The organism is Fictibacillus phosphorivorans (assembly GCF_001629705.1).
In the GTDB taxonomy this organism is placed as follows: Bacteria; Bacillota; Bacilli; order Bacillales; family Fictibacillaceae; genus Fictibacillus; species Fictibacillus phosphorivorans_A.
Genome location: NZ_CP015378.1, coordinates 2745858 through 2761335 on the forward strand (window position 1 = coordinate 2745858; position 15478 = coordinate 2761335).

General features: G+C 39.0%; 15 protein-coding genes. 4 read left to right on the forward strand and 11 right to left on the reverse strand.

The genetic code is table 11. The features are described 5' to 3' along the window. Window positions 1-83: 83 nt before the first annotated feature. The 3 genes from ABE65_RS14255 to ABE65_RS14265 are packed head-to-tail and all read right to left on the reverse strand — an operon-like array spanning window position 84 to window position 2636. Window positions 84-1004: a metal ABC transporter substrate-binding protein gene (locus ABE65_RS14255; RefSeq protein WP_066396225.1), complete on the reverse strand. Its 921-nt coding sequence runs from the start codon at window positions 1002-1004 to the stop codon at window positions 84-86. A 13-nt stretch (window positions 1005-1017) separates the two neighbouring features. Then, complete coding sequence (locus ABE65_RS14260) at window positions 1018-1890, reverse strand: metal ABC transporter permease (RefSeq protein WP_066396227.1); 873 nt, start codon at window positions 1888-1890, stop codon at window positions 1018-1020. Next, complete coding sequence (locus ABE65_RS14265; RefSeq protein ID WP_066396229.1) at window positions 1887-2636, reverse strand: metal ABC transporter ATP-binding protein; 750 nt, start codon at window positions 2634-2636, stop codon at window positions 1887-1889. The genes ABE65_RS14260 and ABE65_RS14265 overlap by 4 nt, the downstream gene beginning before the upstream one ends. Window positions 2637-2926: 290 nt before the next feature. On the opposite strand from ABE65_RS14265, the gene ABE65_RS14270 reads away from it, so the two are divergent. Beyond that, a complete protein-coding gene (locus ABE65_RS14270; protein ID WP_066396231.1) occupies window positions 2927-4186 on the forward strand; it encodes an NCS2 family permease in 1260 nt (419 codons plus the stop codon). A gap of 100 nt (window positions 4187-4286) precedes the next feature. After that, window positions 4287-4547 carry a DUF2624 domain-containing protein gene (locus ABE65_RS14275; protein WP_066396234.1) on the forward strand — a complete coding sequence of 87 codons (261 nt, stop codon included), beginning with the start codon at window positions 4287-4289 and terminating at the stop codon, window positions 4545-4547. A gap of 57 nt (window positions 4548-4604) precedes the next feature. On the opposite strand, the gene ABE65_RS14280 is transcribed toward ABE65_RS14275, so the two are convergent. Together ABE65_RS14280 and ABE65_RS14285 are read right to left on the reverse strand one after the other, a co-directional pair. Continuing rightward, entirely contained in the window at window positions 4605-5498 is an 894-nt protein-coding gene (locus ABE65_RS14280; RefSeq protein WP_066396236.1) for a deoxyribonuclease IV, read from the reverse strand. A gap of 23 nt (window positions 5499-5521) precedes the next feature. Beyond that, entirely contained in the window at window positions 5522-6805 is a 1284-nt protein-coding gene (locus ABE65_RS14285) for a DEAD/DEAH box helicase (protein WP_066396238.1), read from the reverse strand. A 175-nt stretch (window positions 6806-6980) separates the two neighbouring features. Between ABE65_RS14285 and vrrA the strand changes: the two genes are divergently transcribed. Beyond that, window positions 6981-7607 (forward strand): VrrA/YqfQ family protein, encoded by a 627-nt coding sequence (gene vrrA, locus ABE65_RS14290; RefSeq protein WP_066396239.1) that lies wholly within the window; start codon window positions 6981-6983, stop codon window positions 7605-7607. 118 nt (window positions 7608-7725) lie between these two features. Next, a complete protein-coding gene (locus tag ABE65_RS14295; RefSeq protein ID WP_066396241.1) occupies window positions 7726-8673 on the forward strand; it encodes a 4-hydroxy-3-methylbut-2-enyl diphosphate reductase in 948 nt (315 codons plus the stop codon). A gap of 60 nt (window positions 8674-8733) precedes the next feature. Here ABE65_RS14295 and ABE65_RS14300 read toward each other — a convergent pair whose 3' ends face one another. From ABE65_RS14300 to rpoD, 6 genes are all read right to left on the reverse strand, one after another. Then, on the reverse strand, window positions 8734-9855 hold the full coding sequence (locus ABE65_RS14300) for a Nif3-like dinuclear metal center hexameric protein (protein WP_066396242.1): 1122 nt from the start codon (window positions 9853-9855) through the stop codon (window positions 8734-8736). Beyond that, window positions 9852-10553, reverse strand: a complete 702-nt coding sequence (locus ABE65_RS14305) for a tRNA (adenine(22)-N(1))-methyltransferase (RefSeq protein ID WP_066396243.1) — start codon at window positions 10551-10553, stop codon at window positions 9852-9854. The genes ABE65_RS14300 and ABE65_RS14305 overlap by 4 nt, the downstream gene beginning before the upstream one ends. A 170-nt stretch (window positions 10554-10723) precedes the next feature. After that, window positions 10724-11068 (reverse strand): cytochrome c550, encoded by a 345-nt coding sequence (cccA, locus tag ABE65_RS14310; RefSeq protein ID WP_066396251.1) that lies wholly within the window; start codon window positions 11066-11068, stop codon window positions 10724-10726. Window positions 11069-11306: 238 nt separating this feature from the next. After that, window positions 11307-12920: an AMP-binding protein gene (locus ABE65_RS14315; RefSeq protein ID WP_066396253.1), complete on the reverse strand. Its 1614-nt coding sequence runs from the start codon at window positions 12918-12920 to the stop codon at window positions 11307-11309. Window positions 12921-12953: 33 nt separating this feature from the next. Then, the gene (locus ABE65_RS14320; RefSeq protein WP_066396255.1) at window positions 12954-14093 is read right to left on the reverse strand and encodes an acyl-CoA dehydrogenase family protein; all 1140 of its coding nucleotides are present in this window, start codon (window positions 14091-14093) and stop codon (window positions 12954-12956) included. A gap of 254 nt (window positions 14094-14347) precedes the next feature. Continuing rightward, window positions 14348-15478: an RNA polymerase sigma factor RpoD gene (gene rpoD / locus ABE65_RS14325; protein WP_066396256.1), complete on the reverse strand. Its 1131-nt coding sequence runs from the start codon at window positions 15476-15478 to the stop codon at window positions 14348-14350.

The window sequence follows — 15478 nt, forward strand, 5'->3', positions numbered from 1 at the left end:
CAAACTTCACTCTATGTATTATAATGCATGCGTGATTAAAAACAAAAAGAAGCTGCGTTGTTAATCAGCTTCTTTTTATCATCTTATTTCAATCCCTCTATAATGGTTTCTGTGTTCCATTCCATCATTTTCTTATATGTGTCTCCATCCTTACCAGGCTTTCCTAAGGAATCCGTAAAGACCTTGCCTTTTATCGGCACACCAGTCTCTTTTGACACTGTTTCCATACTTCTTGGATCAACACTCGTTTCAACGAAAAGACCAGGAACATTTGTCTTCTTAATATAATCAACTAAGTTTTTGACTTGTTGAGGAGAACCTTGATTTTCAGAATTAATCTCCCACACATATGCTGTATCTATGTTATAGGCTTCTCCAAAATATTTAAATGCTCCTTCACTCGTAATTAAAACTCGTTTCTCTTTTGGAATGTTATTCAACTCTGCAATCGTCTTATCATGAAGTGTCTTTAATTCACCCATATATTTTTCAGCATTCTTTTTATAGTAGTCTTTGTTTTCAGGATCCTCTTTCATGAGTGCATCACGAATGTTCTCAACATACTTGATTCCATTCTCAATATTCAGCCATGCATGGGGGTCATATTGTTTTTCGAGACCTTTCGATTCGAGGTGGATCGCCTCCACACCTTCACTTACACGGTAAACCGGTGCATCTTTTCCATCTTTATCAGCCGTCTTCAGCAATTTATTAAACCACGAATTTCCTTCTTCAAGATTTAAGCCATTATAGAAAATGGCATCAGCATCCGTTGTTTTCAGTACATCTTCAGGAAGTGGATCATACTCATGTGGATTCGACCCGATCGGTGCTAAGCTATGAACTTCGACCTTGTCTCCTCCAACATTCTTAACTAAGTCATAGATAATAGAATAAGTAGCTACCACTTGAACCTTTTCTGAATCTTTTTCACCAGCACTGCATCCAGCTGCAGCGGCTAATAATGCCCCTGTTAAAACGAGCTTTGCTATTCTTTTAAACATACGTCTATCCTCCCTATTTCTCTAAAAGTTCCAGTCTGTTTTTTCTAGATTTGTACGCTTTCCAAACGATTCCTTGTGATGGGGAAAAGAAGAATGCGAGTGCAAACAGAAATGCTGAAACTAATACGATCGTTGCACCTGATGCCAAGTTATACGTAAAGCTAAAATACAACCCAAAGACAGATGATATTACTCCGATTGTTGCAGACAAATAGATCATGACCGACAATCGGTTCGTTAGGAGATACGCAGTTGCTGCCGGTGTGATCAGCATCGCAACTACTAAAACGATTCCTACCGTCTGCAGAGATGCAACCGTGACCATCGTTAATACGGCCATCAAACAATAATGAATCCATTTGTTTGGCAATCCATAGCTTTGTGCCATGGTTGGATCAAATGTTGAAACGAGAAGTTCTTTATAGAACAAAACAACCAGCCCTATCACTAATACACCAATTCCAAGTGTGATCCACATGTCACTCATCCGTACCGCAAGAACATTACCAAAGAGAATGTGATACAGATCGGCAGAACTTTTCATCATCGTTATGATCACGATTCCTACAGCAAACATACTCGTAAACATGATACCTATGGCCATATCATGTTTGATCCTGCTGTTCTGACTTACATATCCGATCCCAATCGCAGTAAGGACTCCTGTTATCACAGCTCCAAAGAAAAAATTAATTCCTAGCATGTAGCTGATCGCAACACCAGGCAACACGGCATGAGAGATCGCATCTCCCATTAAGGCCATTCCTCTTAAGATGATGAAACACCCTACGATTCCACAAATGATTCCTACAATTACAGAAGTAAAAAGTGCTTTTTGTAAGAATTCGTATTGAAACAACGCTTGAAAAAATTCAAAGATACTCATGATGTTACGTTCACTCCTTTAGGCTGAAGAAATGAAAACTGATTAGCGTAAGCTTTTGTGATCACCTCAGGCTGAAGAACTTCTTCAGAAGCACCATAATGAATCATATTTTTATTTAGTAGCAGCAAATGATCGAAGTAAGATTCTGCTTTGCTTAGATCATGGTGTACGACCAGAATGGTTTTTCCTTCTTTTTTTAATTCTCGCAAAATATTAATAATCGTTTCTTCACTTGCCACATCAATTCCTACAAAAGGTTCATCGAGAAAGAATAACTCTGCTTTTTGAGCCAGTGCTCGAGCAAGGAATACCCTTTGCTGCTGTCCACCTGAGAGTTCGCCGATCTGTCGGTTACTGAATGTTTCCATACCTACTGTTTTCAAACATTCATAAGCCCATTCTCTATCACTTTTAGTAGGACGTTTAAACAATCCTAGTTTCGGATACGTTCCAAGAAGAACTACGTCAAATACTGTAATTGGAAAATCCCAGTCGATATCTGAACGCTGTGGAACATAAGCGATTTTTTTTCTCCATTTTTTGAGCGACTCTCCGAATATTTGAACCTCACCTTTGTCTTTCGGTATTAAGTGTAAAGCCGCTTTCATCATAGTTGATTTACCTGCACCGTTCGGTCCGATGATTCCAACTAAACTACTTTTATCCACTGAGAATGAAATATCTTTTACTACTTGATTTCCTAAGTAAGATACATATAAGTGATCGATCTTTAATGCTTCATCCATTGAAAAAGACCTCCTTTTTCGTTCAGTAACTTTTTTTGCCCAAGCGCAACTTTTAATTAAAAAAATAATCCCTTCACAATTGTATGAAAAGAATAGAAGGAAAGTGAATAATTTTAAAGAAGAAAATGTTTCCTTTAGGCAACTTTTTTACTTAAGTCAAATTATATAGTGTGGACACAAGATTGTAAACGATTTTCTCTAGCCATATTTCTACATTTGCTATATAATCAACTCTGGCAGGAAACTGCTGGGTGGGAGAGGGATGTTTTTAAGATTTAAGGAAGGAAAAAATGGAACAAAATCAAGTTTCACTAAAGAAAGAAGTACTTGCAGGGATCACCTCATTTTTCACCATCGCTTATATTATTGTCGTTAATCCGCTAATATTAGCAGATGCTGGGATGCCCTATGAGGGGGTAGTTCTCGCTACGATCCTTACTTCTGTAGTTGGTTGTCTGATCATGGGGCTGTATGCAAAGGCTCCGATCGTATTAACGCCGGGCATGGGGGTAAACGCGTTCTTTACGTATACCATCGTGCAAGGTATGAATTTAAGTTGGCAGGAAGCTCTTGCTGCTGTCGTGATGTCTGGGATATTCTTTTTAATCGCAGCTTCGACACCTTTAAAGGATATACTTTCAAAAAGTATACCTCAATCATTGAAACATAGCATTACAGTAGGAATCGGGTTATTCTTAACGTTTATTGGGTTACAAAAGGGCGGAATCATAGAAGCGAGCTCTGCGACTTTTGTAAAGTTAGGACATCTAGATCGTCCCGACGCTATACTAACAGTAATCGGCCTCTCGGTAACACTGGCTCTGTTTCTAAAGAACGTTAAAGGAAGCTTCTTAATCGGGATCGCCTTTACAACTCTTATAGGGTTCTTTATGGGGCATACTCAAGAAGTGAAAGGCATGTCTGATGGCTTCTCTTTTAAACCGTTTGGCGAATTGTTTTTTGCATTTGATTTTTCAGGAATAACAGAGCTTTCCTTTTGGATAGCAACGTTCTCATTAACCATGATCATCACATTCGAGAACATGGGATTGTTATACGGCCTGTTACCTGATCAAGAGAAATTCCCAAAAGCTTTTCAAGCGAATGCAGCTTCATCTATCGTTTCAGGTTTATTTGGAACTAGTCCAACGATCTCAACGGTAGAAAGTGCATCTGGGATACAAGAAGGCGGCAGAACAGGAATTACAAGTATTACAGTAGCTGTGTTGTTCTTTTTATCCATGTTTGCAGCACCTTTCATCGCCTATATTCCTGATGGAGCTATAGCTCCTATCTTGATTATCATTGGCGGTCTGATGGTTCAGCAGATTCAGCATATTCCATTTGCTGATTTTACAGAGATGTTTCCAGCATTTCTTATCATAGCGTTAATACCATTAACGTACAGCATCGTGGATGGCCTGGCATTTGGATTTATCGCATATCCACTTGTCAAATGGATGTCAGGGCAGAAGAAACAGGTTACAGCACCCATGTATGTAATCGCCTTTTTATTCTTTATGAATTTTATTCTTCATACAATCGTATAAAAATATAAACAAAAAGACTTTGGACTCTATTCCGAAGTCTTTTTTAGCACTTTCTTTACTCCTTCCTCATACAATGAGAAAGTCGGGAGGGGGTTTCTAAATGAATCCAATCATTGTTCATTTTGTAAATCAGAAACTTAATTCGATCAGTCCGAACGAACTGATCTCACTAGCCGCGCAATATCAGCTTCCCATTTCACAAAAAGAAGCCGTACAGATCGTAAACATATTGCGAAGGCAGACGATTGATATCAAAAATCTATCACAGCGTAAGATGATCATTGCTACCATCGCAAAAGAAGTTAGCCCTGAAAAAGCGAACTATATCCAATACTTAATTCAAACGTATATTGATCGGTAAAACAAAAAGCCGCACTGCTGTGCGGCTTTTTCATTTTAACTTCTTTTAATGAAAAAGTTATGGTTGTAATAACTTGTTCTGAAGTTCTGGATCGAACGTTTTTGCTTTGATCATCTCGATCTCTAATTGATATGGGGGTTTTTTGTTATTTTTATCTGTACCCACATAAGGTGTTTCAAGAATTTTAGGGATATCTTTAAATTGTTCGTGATGAACGATGTAATTTAAGGCATCAAAGCCGATATGTCCAAAGCCGATGTTTTCGTGTCTATCTTTAGCAGCACCAGTTACATTTTTGCTGTCATTGATGTGGAAAACTTTAATACGATCTATTCCGATCAACTTATCGAACTGGTTCATTACTCCATCAAAATCATGAACGATATCATAACCTGCATCGTGTGTATGACATGTATCAAAACAAACAGAAAGTTTTTCGTTAAGCGATACACCATCAATGATCTGAGCAAGTTCTTCGAATGTTTTACCACATTCAGATCCTTTACCTGCCATTGTCTCTAGTGCGATTTGAACATTCTGCTCTTTTGTTAAAACTTCGTTAAGTCCTTCGATAATTTTCTTGATTCCAATCTCAGAACCTTCACCAACATGTGCCCCCGGATGAAGGACGATCTGTTTTGCTCCTAGTGCGTCCGTTCGTTCGATCTCTCTTCTTAAGAAATCGACTCCCAATTCGAATGTTTCAGGTTTCACAGCATTTCCGATGTTGATGATATACGGTGCATGAACCACGATATCCACGATACCGTTCTCAATCATGTGTTTCGTTCCTGCTTCGATATTAAGGTCTTCAATTTTTTTTCGTCTCGTGTTTTGGGGTGCACCTGTATAGATCATAAATGTGTTGGCACCATATGAAACAGCTTCTTCACTCGCAGCGAGAAGCATTTTTTTACCGCTCATTGAAACGTGAGATCCTAGTTTAATCATATTTTCCCCTCTTCCCTAACCTACTATCTGATGTTTCTTCTTTTCTTCTTCATAAGTTTCTTTTTCTGCTCGTCCATTTTCTTCTTGTAACCAGGCTTTACTTTGCGTGGTTTTGGAACATAAACGCCATCTTGCTCTTTTGCACCCGTACTTTTCTTGCTCGGCTTGACAGGTACCCATTCACCATTCTTATATTGTTCGATGTGGAAGATAATTTTCTTCTCTTTTAACTTTTGAACAGAATGCTGATCTGTTTGCTCGTAAAGAGATGCACAGATTCCTGACATTCCTGCACGGCCCGTTCTTCCTGCTCTATGAATGTAGAAATCAAGATCTTTCGGGAACTCGTAGTTGATGATGTGGCTGACACCTTTGATGTCAATTCCACGAGCTGCAAGGTCAGTTGCTACTAAAAACTGAAACTCAGCTTTTTGAACACGTTTCATGATGCTTTTTCTTGTACGAGGCGGAATATCACCATGAAGACGTTCAACACTCATTCCTTCAGCACTCATAGCATCTGCGATCTCATCAACTGCTTTTTTTGTGTTAGCAAATATAATCGCAAAATATGGATTATAGTTTCTTGCTGTTTTGATAAGCGTAGGAAGTTTGTCATTGTGTTTTGCTTGAATAAGAACGTGCTTGATGTCTTTTGCTGTAATATGCTGTGGTTCAACGTGAACATGCTTAGGGTTCTGCATATATTTTTTTAAGAATGGCTGCAGTTTTTCTGGAACAGTGGCAGAGAACACCATCATTTGTAATTCGTTGGCCATACGAGAAGCGATCAGATCTACATCTTCAATAAAGCCCATATCTAGCATCTGATCGGCTTCATCAACTACGAGCATGTTCGCTGTAAAGACAACTAGCTCTTGAGCGTTTACCAAGTCTTTAATACGACCAGGAGTTCCGATCACTAATTGAGGAACTGTTTTCAGTTTTTCAGCCATACGTTTTCTATCCGTTCCACCAACGATTGCTTTTGCGCGGATTTGCTTATCCTCAGGCATATGCTCAGAGATCTTTAGAAACTCGTTGTAGATCTGTTGTGCTAACTCACGAGTAGGAGCTGTAATTACTGCTTGTACCTCGTCTTTTGTGATGTCTATTCTATGCATCAATGGCAGCAGGAACGCAAATGTCTTTCCTGAACCAGTTTGCGATTGTCCGATCATGTCTTGTCCGTTAATAATTCCCGGAATAACACGCTCTTGAATATCAGTTGGTCTTTCAAATCCAATACCACTTAATGCGGTCTGGAGCGATTCGTTTATTTTTAACCGTTCAAACGGAGATTTCATACGCTCACCTTTTCTTTTCAAATATAAATTCTTCACTTTTAGTATTATAGAGTAAGTTTTGCATTTAAGCCAACCATCCTTAAGATTAATAAGAAAACAGGGATAAATATCACACATGTTTTTCTTATTTCATATTCTATATATGAGCGTATTATTTTGGAAAGGAGGGGGAATTATGCAGCCTTTTTATAGATATCCAAATCAACCTCAGCATCCTATGCAGCCCTTTCAAGTAAATCCATATCTTCAAAACATGAATGGGATGAATGGTATGCCGCGTCAGATGGGTTCTGTTGACAGATTCTTGGGGACGATTGGCAGCGGTGGAAGTATAACAGGTGGAACAAGTGTGTTTACGATGTTGAACAACGTACAAAAGGTCTTAAAAGTCGCTGAGACGATGGGACCTATGATCAAACAATATGGTCCTGCAATGAGAAATCTGCCTTCCATCATGACAGCTCTTAAAGATTTCCAAAGCGGTTCGAGCTCAAAGGCAGAAAAAGATCCTGAGGCAGATACCTCCGAAAAACCGGAAAACACAGATCAAGCCACTGAAACGATTGAAAAAAGTGAACCTAAAAAAACCGTTGTAAAGAAAAATGAAAAGAAAGAAAAAAAGAAAACAGAAACGGAAGAAAAGGTGGTTGTGGCTGGTCCAAAATCTACTAAGACATCCATACAGGCCGAGGCACCACCCATGATTAAAAAAACACCAGCTGCTACTAAAGCTGTACCATCAGCACCTAAAACAAACGTACCTAAAGGCTACCACCTATCGGGGCCTAAACTATATGTATGAGTATAGTGTTTGAGTTCTTATGGTCTCTCCTTTATAATAAACACATACAGAAGTAAATCTCCCAAGACAGCATAGATCTCTGTGCTGTCTTTTATATGAAATAAAGGAGAGATCCAATATGGAAATCGTTAAAATATCTCCACGAGGTTATTGTTATGGCGTAGTGGACGCAATGGTCATGGCACGCCAAGCCGCTAATGATCCGACATTACCTAGACCCATCTATATACTTGGCATGATTGTTCACAATAAACATGTGACAGATGCCTTTGAAGATGAAGGGATTATCACCCTCGATGGTGCGAACAGACTTGATATTATTAAAAACATTGAATCAGGCACGGTTATCTATACGGCTCATGGTGTTTCACCAGAAGTTAGACGGATTGCTCACGAAAAAGGCTTATATGAGATCGATGCTACATGTCCTGATGTTACAAAGACACATGACCTTATCCGTGAGAAAGAAAAAGAAGGATATGAAATCATCTATATCGGTAAGAAAGGTCACCCTGAACCAGAAGGCGCCATTGGAATCGCACCTCATATTGTACACCTTGTTGAAAATACAGATGATTTAGATTCACTAAACGTTCAAAGTGACAAAATACTCATTACGAATCAAACGACGATGAGTCAATGGGATGTGGCAGAACTCATTAAAAGACTGCTTATGAGATATCCTTCTGCCGAGGTTCATAAAGAAATCTGTTTAGCGACTCAAGTCAGACAAGAAGCTGTTGCGAACCAAGCAGGTGATTGTGACTTGGTACTTGTAGTTGGAGATCCTAGAAGTAATAACTCAAATCGATTAGCACAAGTTTCAGAGGAAATTGCAGGAACAACAGCATACAGAATCTCTGATGTATCTGAAATCGACCTAAGTTGGTTAGAAGGCGTAAAGAAGGTAGGAATCACATCTGGCGCTTCCACACCAACTCCTATAACAAAAGAAGTGATTGATTTCCTAAAAAACTTTGACGATAAAAATGAAGAAACATGGAAAAAAGAACGAAAGGTAACACTTAATCGCATTCTTCCAAAAGTTAAAGAGAAAAAGTCATAAAAAAAACAGCTGGGTGTTCCAGCTGTTCTTTTTTTTAGTGTATGAGGTTCAAATCATGGTCTACATAAACGAAAATGGATCGGTAACGATGTTTGATTTTACAACCTCCGTCTCGTATTTGTGATTCATTAGTTTTTGTTCAAGTAAATCTTTGAGTTTACTTTTCATGATCTGTTCAATATGATGTCCAGCATCTATAATTGTAAGCCCCTCTTCTTGAGCATCATGGGCATTATGATAATAGATGTCTCCCGTTACTAATACATCGGCTCCTTTATAAAGAGCTGGATAAATATATTTATTGCCATCACCGCCCACGACGGCAACTTTTTTAATACTAGAATTCTTACCTTTTATTACTCGAAGATGGGATAATCCAAAAACTTTTTTCACATGCTCTACAAATTCCTGAAGATTCATTTCTTTTGAGAGTTTTCCAATCTTCCCAATTCCGAGCTCCTCGCCTTTATTCAAAAGCGGGTAAAGATCATACGCTACCTCTTCATAAGGGTGCGCTTTTTTCATTGCCGAAATAACCATCTTTTGTATAGATTCTGGTAGGATTGATTCAATCTTCACTTCTTCTACTTTCTCCAACTGCCCCTGTTTTCCAATATAAGGTGATGTACCTTCTAGGGGAGTAAACGTCCCAATACCATTACTTGTGAACGTACAGTGACTATAATTTCCGATATGACCAGCTCCAGCATTACCTATAGCATCCTTTACTTGTTCTTCATGTGTACGTGGTACGAACACAGATAACTTTACGAGTTTATCTTCATACGTTGTGGATAATACTTCGGTGTTCATTAATTGCAGTTGATCAGCCAGCCATTCGTTCACACCTAGCGATGTAACATCTAAGTTCGTATGTGCTGCATAAACCGCTATATCATTCTTGATTAATTTTTCAATAACCTTACCTTTTGATGTGCTGATATCAATCTTTTTCAATGGACGGTATAGCAGAGGATGATGAGCAATGATCAGATCAACTTTTCCTTCAATCGCTTCATCCACGACACTTTCTAAAACATCAAGTGCAATCATCACTTTTTGTACGGGTTTGTTCAATGAACCAACTTGCAAACCGATAGGGTCACCTTCTACGGCCATCTTTTTAGGTGCGAAACTTTCTAAAAGAGAAATGATATATTGCCCATTTGCGCATTTACTCAAGATATCCACTCCTCTGCGTATTGAATGTTTCTTCTTAATTCATCTCTTTTTTCCTCTGCTGCTACTCCTGAACTATTTTCCATCTGAGTCAAAATAGCGTTCCATTGCTTGACTTCCCCTGCCCACTTGTCCTTAAACGCTTCGTTCTGATTCTTTAATAAGAATGGTCCGAACAATAATTCCGCTTCTTGATGTTTCGTATACGGTTGTTCCCCTGAACGTTCAGCTACAAGAATTTCGTAAATCTTGCCATCCTCTTTTAAAATCTCTTCAGCGATCAATACCCAGTTCTCTTTTAAAAGCCACTTTCTTACAGTCTTTGACCCAATGTTAGGTTGAAGGATAAGACGTTGTGCTCGTCCAAGCTTATCCTTCCCTTTTTCAAGGATAGATGTGATTAAAGAACCACCCATGCCACAAATGGTAATTATCTCTGCTTCGTCTTGGTTAAGTACTGAGAGCCCATCACCTTTTCTTACTTCAATCACATCGTTTAGGTTGTCTAAATCTACCTGCTCTTTAGCGGATAAATAAGGACCTTCCGTAATCTCACCTGCGATTCCTTTTTTTATTCCTCTTTTTAGCCCGAGATAACAAGGAAGATAAGCATGATCAGATCCGATATCTGCTAATATCGTATTTTCAGGTACGTAGGAAGCCACACGCTCGAGTCGATTTGATAACTTTTCTGAATTCATATTTCATCACCGTTTCAATTAGATTATTCGTCTTAGTATTTGCAACTTCAATCATTTTTTGTAAAAGCAAGCTTAGAAACACTATAAATATTTTTTCCTTAATTTGATTTTGGTCGGATCATACATAGAAAAGAGCTTCCTGTTATAAATAACAAGAAGCTCTTCTTATTTTATTTTTTTTCAGCTAACCAATCAACTAGTATTTTAGCTTCTTCACCTTTTACTACACCAGCTGGCATTCCACCTGGTTTACCGTTTTTGATAATATCAGCAATTTCTTCCGGCTTATACTTGCCACCAATCTTATCAAGTGCTGGTCCTGTAGCACCTTCAAGATTTTGTCCATGACAAGAAGAACAGTTTTGTTTAAAAATAGCTTCCGGATCCATAGCAGCCTTTTCTTTGTTTTCACTAGCCGTATGAATTTTGTTGATACCATATCCGCCCATTGTAAGCATAAGAACAATTCCAATAACTCCAATAATGGCAAAAGGAATGAGTGGATTACGTTTCATGCAAATTCCTCCTTCGTCTGTACACTACATGTGTTGTGATCTTAATAAACTTAATATGTATAGTAAACAATCCATAACCTATTGTACTGTAAAAACGTTTACTTGGGAAGTACAAACTCTATTTTTCCCAGTTTTGTCACAGCATTAACTTTTTAAACTTTTTTACCTAACTTTTGTAGATTCAGTCATTCACTTACTGTGAAGAGATAAAAAAAGAAAAAAGCCACACTACTGGTGGCTATTCATGTATAACTGAAAGTGCCTCTATCGCTTGTTCTCGAAGCTTAAATTTCTGTACTTTTCCAGAAGCAGTCATCGGATACTCTTCAAGAAAGAGATAATATTCTGGAATCTTAAAGTGCGATATCTTTCCTTTACAATATGCCTTCAATTCATTTTCAGAAAGTGTTCGCCCTTCTTTTACTTGGATGCATGCAGCTACTTTTTCTCCAAATTTCTTATCTGGCACACCGATCACTTGTACATCAAGGATAGATGGATGAGAGTAAAGAAATTCTTCTACTTCTCTCGGATATACGTTCTCACCGCCACGGATGATCATATCTTTTAAGCGCCCTGTGATTTTAAAATAGCCTTCACGATCAACAGTCGCAAGGTCGCCTGTATGAAGCCATCCATCTGCATCGATCGCTTCGGTCGTTGCTTCAGGCATCTTGTAATAACCCTTCATGACATGGTACCCTCGTGTACAAAGTTCTCCTTGTTCACCAGGACCCACTTCTTTATTTGTGATCGGATCGACTACCTTTGCTTCTAATTGAGCATGCTTTTTCCCAACCGTTTCAACTCTGCGTTCGATCGGGTCATCTGTTCTCGTTTGAGTAATAACAGGAGAAGATTCTGTCTGTCCATAAGCGATCGTAATCTCTGACATTCCCATCTTTTCGATCACTTTTTTCATTACTTCTATCGGACAGGGTGATCCTGCCATGATCCCTGTACGAAGGGTTCTTAAATCATATGAATCAAAATCTGGAAGATTCAATTCTGCGATGAACATGGTCGGAACTCCATGTAACCCTGTACACCTCTCATTTTGAACGGTCTCTAATACTTCCTGAGGATCGAATTGGACAATAGGCACCATCGTAGCTCCAACTGAAACGGCAGCAAGGGTTCCTAAAACACAGCCAAAACAGTGAAAGAAAGGAACAGGAATACACAATCGGTCTGCACTACTCAAGTTCATGCTATCCGCTATTTGTCTCGCGTTATTCACAATATTGTAATGCGTCAACATGACTCCTTTCGGAAACCCTGTCGTTCCAGACGTGTACTGCATGTTGATCACATCATTACAATGAAGAGATGATTCTCTTCTTTGAAGATCTTCATCAGATACGACATTCCCAGCTTCCAACATATCTGAGAAAGTCTCATAAGATGAAGATTCAGCATCCAGTTGAATGAAATGTTTCAATACAGGAAATTCTGCTAATCGACCTTTAACGGAATCCACCATATCTTTGTAAGAAGTAGTGCGAAATTGTTCGATAAAGAACAACGCTTTTGCATCAGACTGCTTCAATAAATAATCTAATTCTGAAGATTGATAATTCGTATTGACCGTGACTAAAACAGCACCAGCTCTAGCTGATCCGAATTGAAGCAGCAGCCATTCGGGTACATTTGTAGCCCAAACAGCTATATGATCGCCTTTTTCAATTCCCATCGCCATCAGACCTTTGGCAACTTTAGTCGTTAACTCGTAAAATTCTTGATAGGTGTAGCGAATTCCTAGTTTGCTGTAAACCATAGCTTCTTGATCCTTAAGTTCTAACGCTTGTTTTCTTAAACAATCCCCTACAGTCACTTTCATTAGTTCAGCCATAATCCACCCCATCACTTGGTCTTTTGACGATTGTTAGCAGCCGATCTCTCTTGCAATAACGATACGCTGAATCTCCGATGTACCTTCTCCGATCTCAAGAAGTTTTGCGTCTCTAAAATAGCGCTCCACATGATAATCTCTCATATAGCCGTTACCACCATGAATTTGAACGGATTCAGAACAAATCTGCATACAAGCTTCAGAAGCATATAATTTTGCCATCGAAGCTTCTTTTGAGAATTTCTTACCTTGATCTTTTAGCCATGCTGCTTTATACACCATTAATCTAGCCAATTCGATCTTCATCGCCATATCTGCCAGTTTAAATTGAATCGCTTGGAATTTAGAAATGGATCTTCCGAATTGTTTTCGCTCTTTCGCATAAGTTAGAGCTTTCTCATAGGCCGCCTGAGCGATTCCTACTGCCATCGCACCAATACCTATCCTTCCTCCATCCAAAGTCACCAAGAACTGTTTAAAGCCGTCTCCGCGCTTACCTAAAAGATTTTCTTCTGGTACTCTTACATCTTCCATAAAGAGTTCGGTGGTATTAGAAGAATGAAGACCCATTTTCTCGTAGTTATCGATAACCCGGAATCCTTTAGCATCGGTCGGTACGATAATCGCTGAGATTTCTTTATCGTTACCATTTCTATTTGTAATCGCGGTTAATGCTAAGTGCTTTGCATAACTCGCATTCGTGATATAACATTTTGAGCCATTAATCACCCATTCACCGTTATCCGTTTTCGCAGTTGTTTCTGTACCACCTGCATCAGATCCTGCATTTGGTTCTGTTAATCCGAATGCCCCGAGAGACTCACCTGTACAGATTGGTGTTAAATATTTTTCTTTTTGTTCGTGCGTACCAAATAGATTTAAGGGAGCTCCACCTAAAGATACATGTGCAGAATATGTAATTCCAGTAGAACCACAAGCGCGGCTCAGTTCTTCTACAGCAATGGCAAAACTAACCGTATCAGCTCCACCTCCACCATATTCTTCTGGAAAAGGCAGACCCATCATTCCTAGTTTAGAAAGCTTTTGAAAAATTTCTACCGGGAATTCTTTATTTTTATCTCTTGCTTCAGCTCCCGGTGCTACCACTTCATCTGCAAATTCTCTCATCATTTTTTGAATCATCAACTGCTCTTCTGTTAATGTAAAATTCATGGTTGCATCCCACCCTTTAATAAATTTACGCCTTTATTTGTATGCGCTTACATATTTATTATAGATATAAAGGCTGAATTTTTACAAGATTTAAAGTATTTTTAATTTAATATAAAGAAGAATAAGGAAGCTACAAAAAGAATTTCGTAGATAAAGCATTCGCAAAATGAGTATTTGGTGAGTTTGCATTGAGGTGGAATAATAAGTAAAATAAAAGAAATAAAAAAAGCTTGCCCAGAACTGGGCAAACTTTTCTATTCTAAAAAGTCTTTTAATCGTTTACTTCTGCTTGGATGGCGGAGTTTACGGAGTGCTTTTGCTTCAATCTGACGAATTCGTTCGCGCGTTACGCCAAACACTTTACCTACTTCTTCAAGGGTACGAGTACGTCCGTCATCAAGTCCGAAACGAAGACGTAGAACGTTTTCTTCACGATCAGTTAGCGTATCTAGAACATCTTCAAGCTGCTCTTTCAATAGCTCATAAGCCGCAGCTTCTGATGGAGCTAATGCATCTTGATCTTCAATAAAATCACCTAAATGGGAATCGTCTTCTTCACCAATTGGCGTTTCTAATGAAACTGGCTCCTGTGCGATCTTTAAAATCTCACGAACCTTCTCTGGTGTTAGTTCCATCTCAGCACCAATTTCTTCTGGCGATGGTTCACGCCCAAGATCTTGAAGTAGCTGACGTTGCACACGAATCAGTTTATTAATCGTCTCAACCATATGCACCGGAATACGAATCGTACGAGCTTGGTCAGCAATTGCACGGGTGATCGCCTGACGGATCCACCACGTTGCATACGTACTAAATTTAAATCCTTTGTCATAGTCGAACTTTTCAACAGCTTTGATCAATCCCATGTTACCTTCTTGGATCAGATCAAGGAACAGCATTCCACGACCAACATAACGTTTAGCGATACTTACAACGAGTCGTAAGTTAGCTTCTGCGAGACGGCGTTTCGCTTCTTCATCACCGTTCTCGATACGTTTTGCTAGTTCGATCTCTTCATCTGCTGAAAGTAAGTCTACACGTCCGATCTCTTTTAAGTACATACGAACTGGATCGTTGATCTTGACTCCTGGTGGTACGCTTAAGTCATTTAGATCAAATTCTTCTTCCTCTTTTTCCATTTCGAACTTAGGATCTTCTTCGTCTTCTGCATCTTCAGACGCTTCAGCAACTTCAACACCTTGTTCTTCAAGGTATGAATAGAACTCGTCCATTTGATCAGAATCTTGTTCAAAAGGTGCTAGCTTACTTGTGATCTCAGTATATGTTAGCCGTCCTCGCTTTTTACCGGCCTCAACTAATTGTTCTTTAACTTGATCGATGGTTAATTCGCCTTCCGTTCCTTGACGGTTTGGTTTCTCAGCCAT

Excerpts from the sequence above, each read along its gene's own strand:
- ABE65_RS14285 (WP_066396238.1), bottom strand. The coding sequence starts at position 6,805 with ATGAAATCTCCGTTTGAACGGTTAAAAATAAACGAATCGCTCCAGACC.
- ABE65_RS14255 (WP_066396225.1), bottom strand. The coding sequence starts at position 1,004 with ATGTTTAAAAGAATAGCAAAGCTCGTTTTAACAGGGGCATTATTAGCC.
- rpoD (WP_066396256.1), bottom strand. The coding sequence starts at position 15,478 with ATGGCTGAGAAACCAAACCGTCAAGGAACGGAAGGCGAATTAACCATC.
- ABE65_RS14315 (WP_066396253.1), bottom strand. The coding sequence starts at position 12,920 with ATGGCTGAACTAATGAAAGTGACTGTAGGGGATTGTTTAAGAAAACAA.
- ABE65_RS14295 (WP_066396241.1), top strand. The coding sequence starts at position 7,726 with ATGGAAATCGTTAAAATATCTCCACGAGGTTATTGTTATGGCGTAGTG.
- vrrA (WP_066396239.1), top strand. The coding sequence starts at position 6,981 with ATGCAGCCTTTTTATAGATATCCAAATCAACCTCAGCATCCTATGCAG.
- ABE65_RS14305 (WP_066396243.1), bottom strand. The coding sequence starts at position 10,553 with ATGAATTCAGAAAAGTTATCAAATCGACTCGAGCGTGTGGCTTCCTAC.
- ABE65_RS14270 (WP_066396231.1), top strand. The coding sequence starts at position 2,927 with ATGGAACAAAATCAAGTTTCACTAAAGAAAGAAGTACTTGCAGGGATC.
- ABE65_RS14320 (WP_066396255.1), bottom strand. The coding sequence starts at position 14,093 with ATGAATTTTACATTAACAGAAGAGCAGTTGATGATTCAAAAAATGATG.
- ABE65_RS14280 (WP_066396236.1), bottom strand. The coding sequence starts at position 5,498 with ATGATTAAACTAGGATCTCACGTTTCAATGAGCGGTAAAAAAATGCTT.
- ABE65_RS14265 (WP_066396229.1), bottom strand. The coding sequence starts at position 2,636 with ATGGATGAAGCATTAAAGATCGATCACTTATATGTATCTTACTTAGGA.
- ABE65_RS14260 (WP_066396227.1), bottom strand. The coding sequence starts at position 1,890 with ATGAGTATCTTTGAATTTTTTCAAGCGTTGTTTCAATACGAATTCTTA.
- cccA (WP_066396251.1), bottom strand. The coding sequence starts at position 11,068 with ATGAAACGTAATCCACTCATTCCTTTTGCCATTATTGGAGTTATTGGA.
- ABE65_RS14275 (WP_066396234.1), top strand. The coding sequence starts at position 4,287 with ATGAATCCAATCATTGTTCATTTTGTAAATCAGAAACTTAATTCGATC.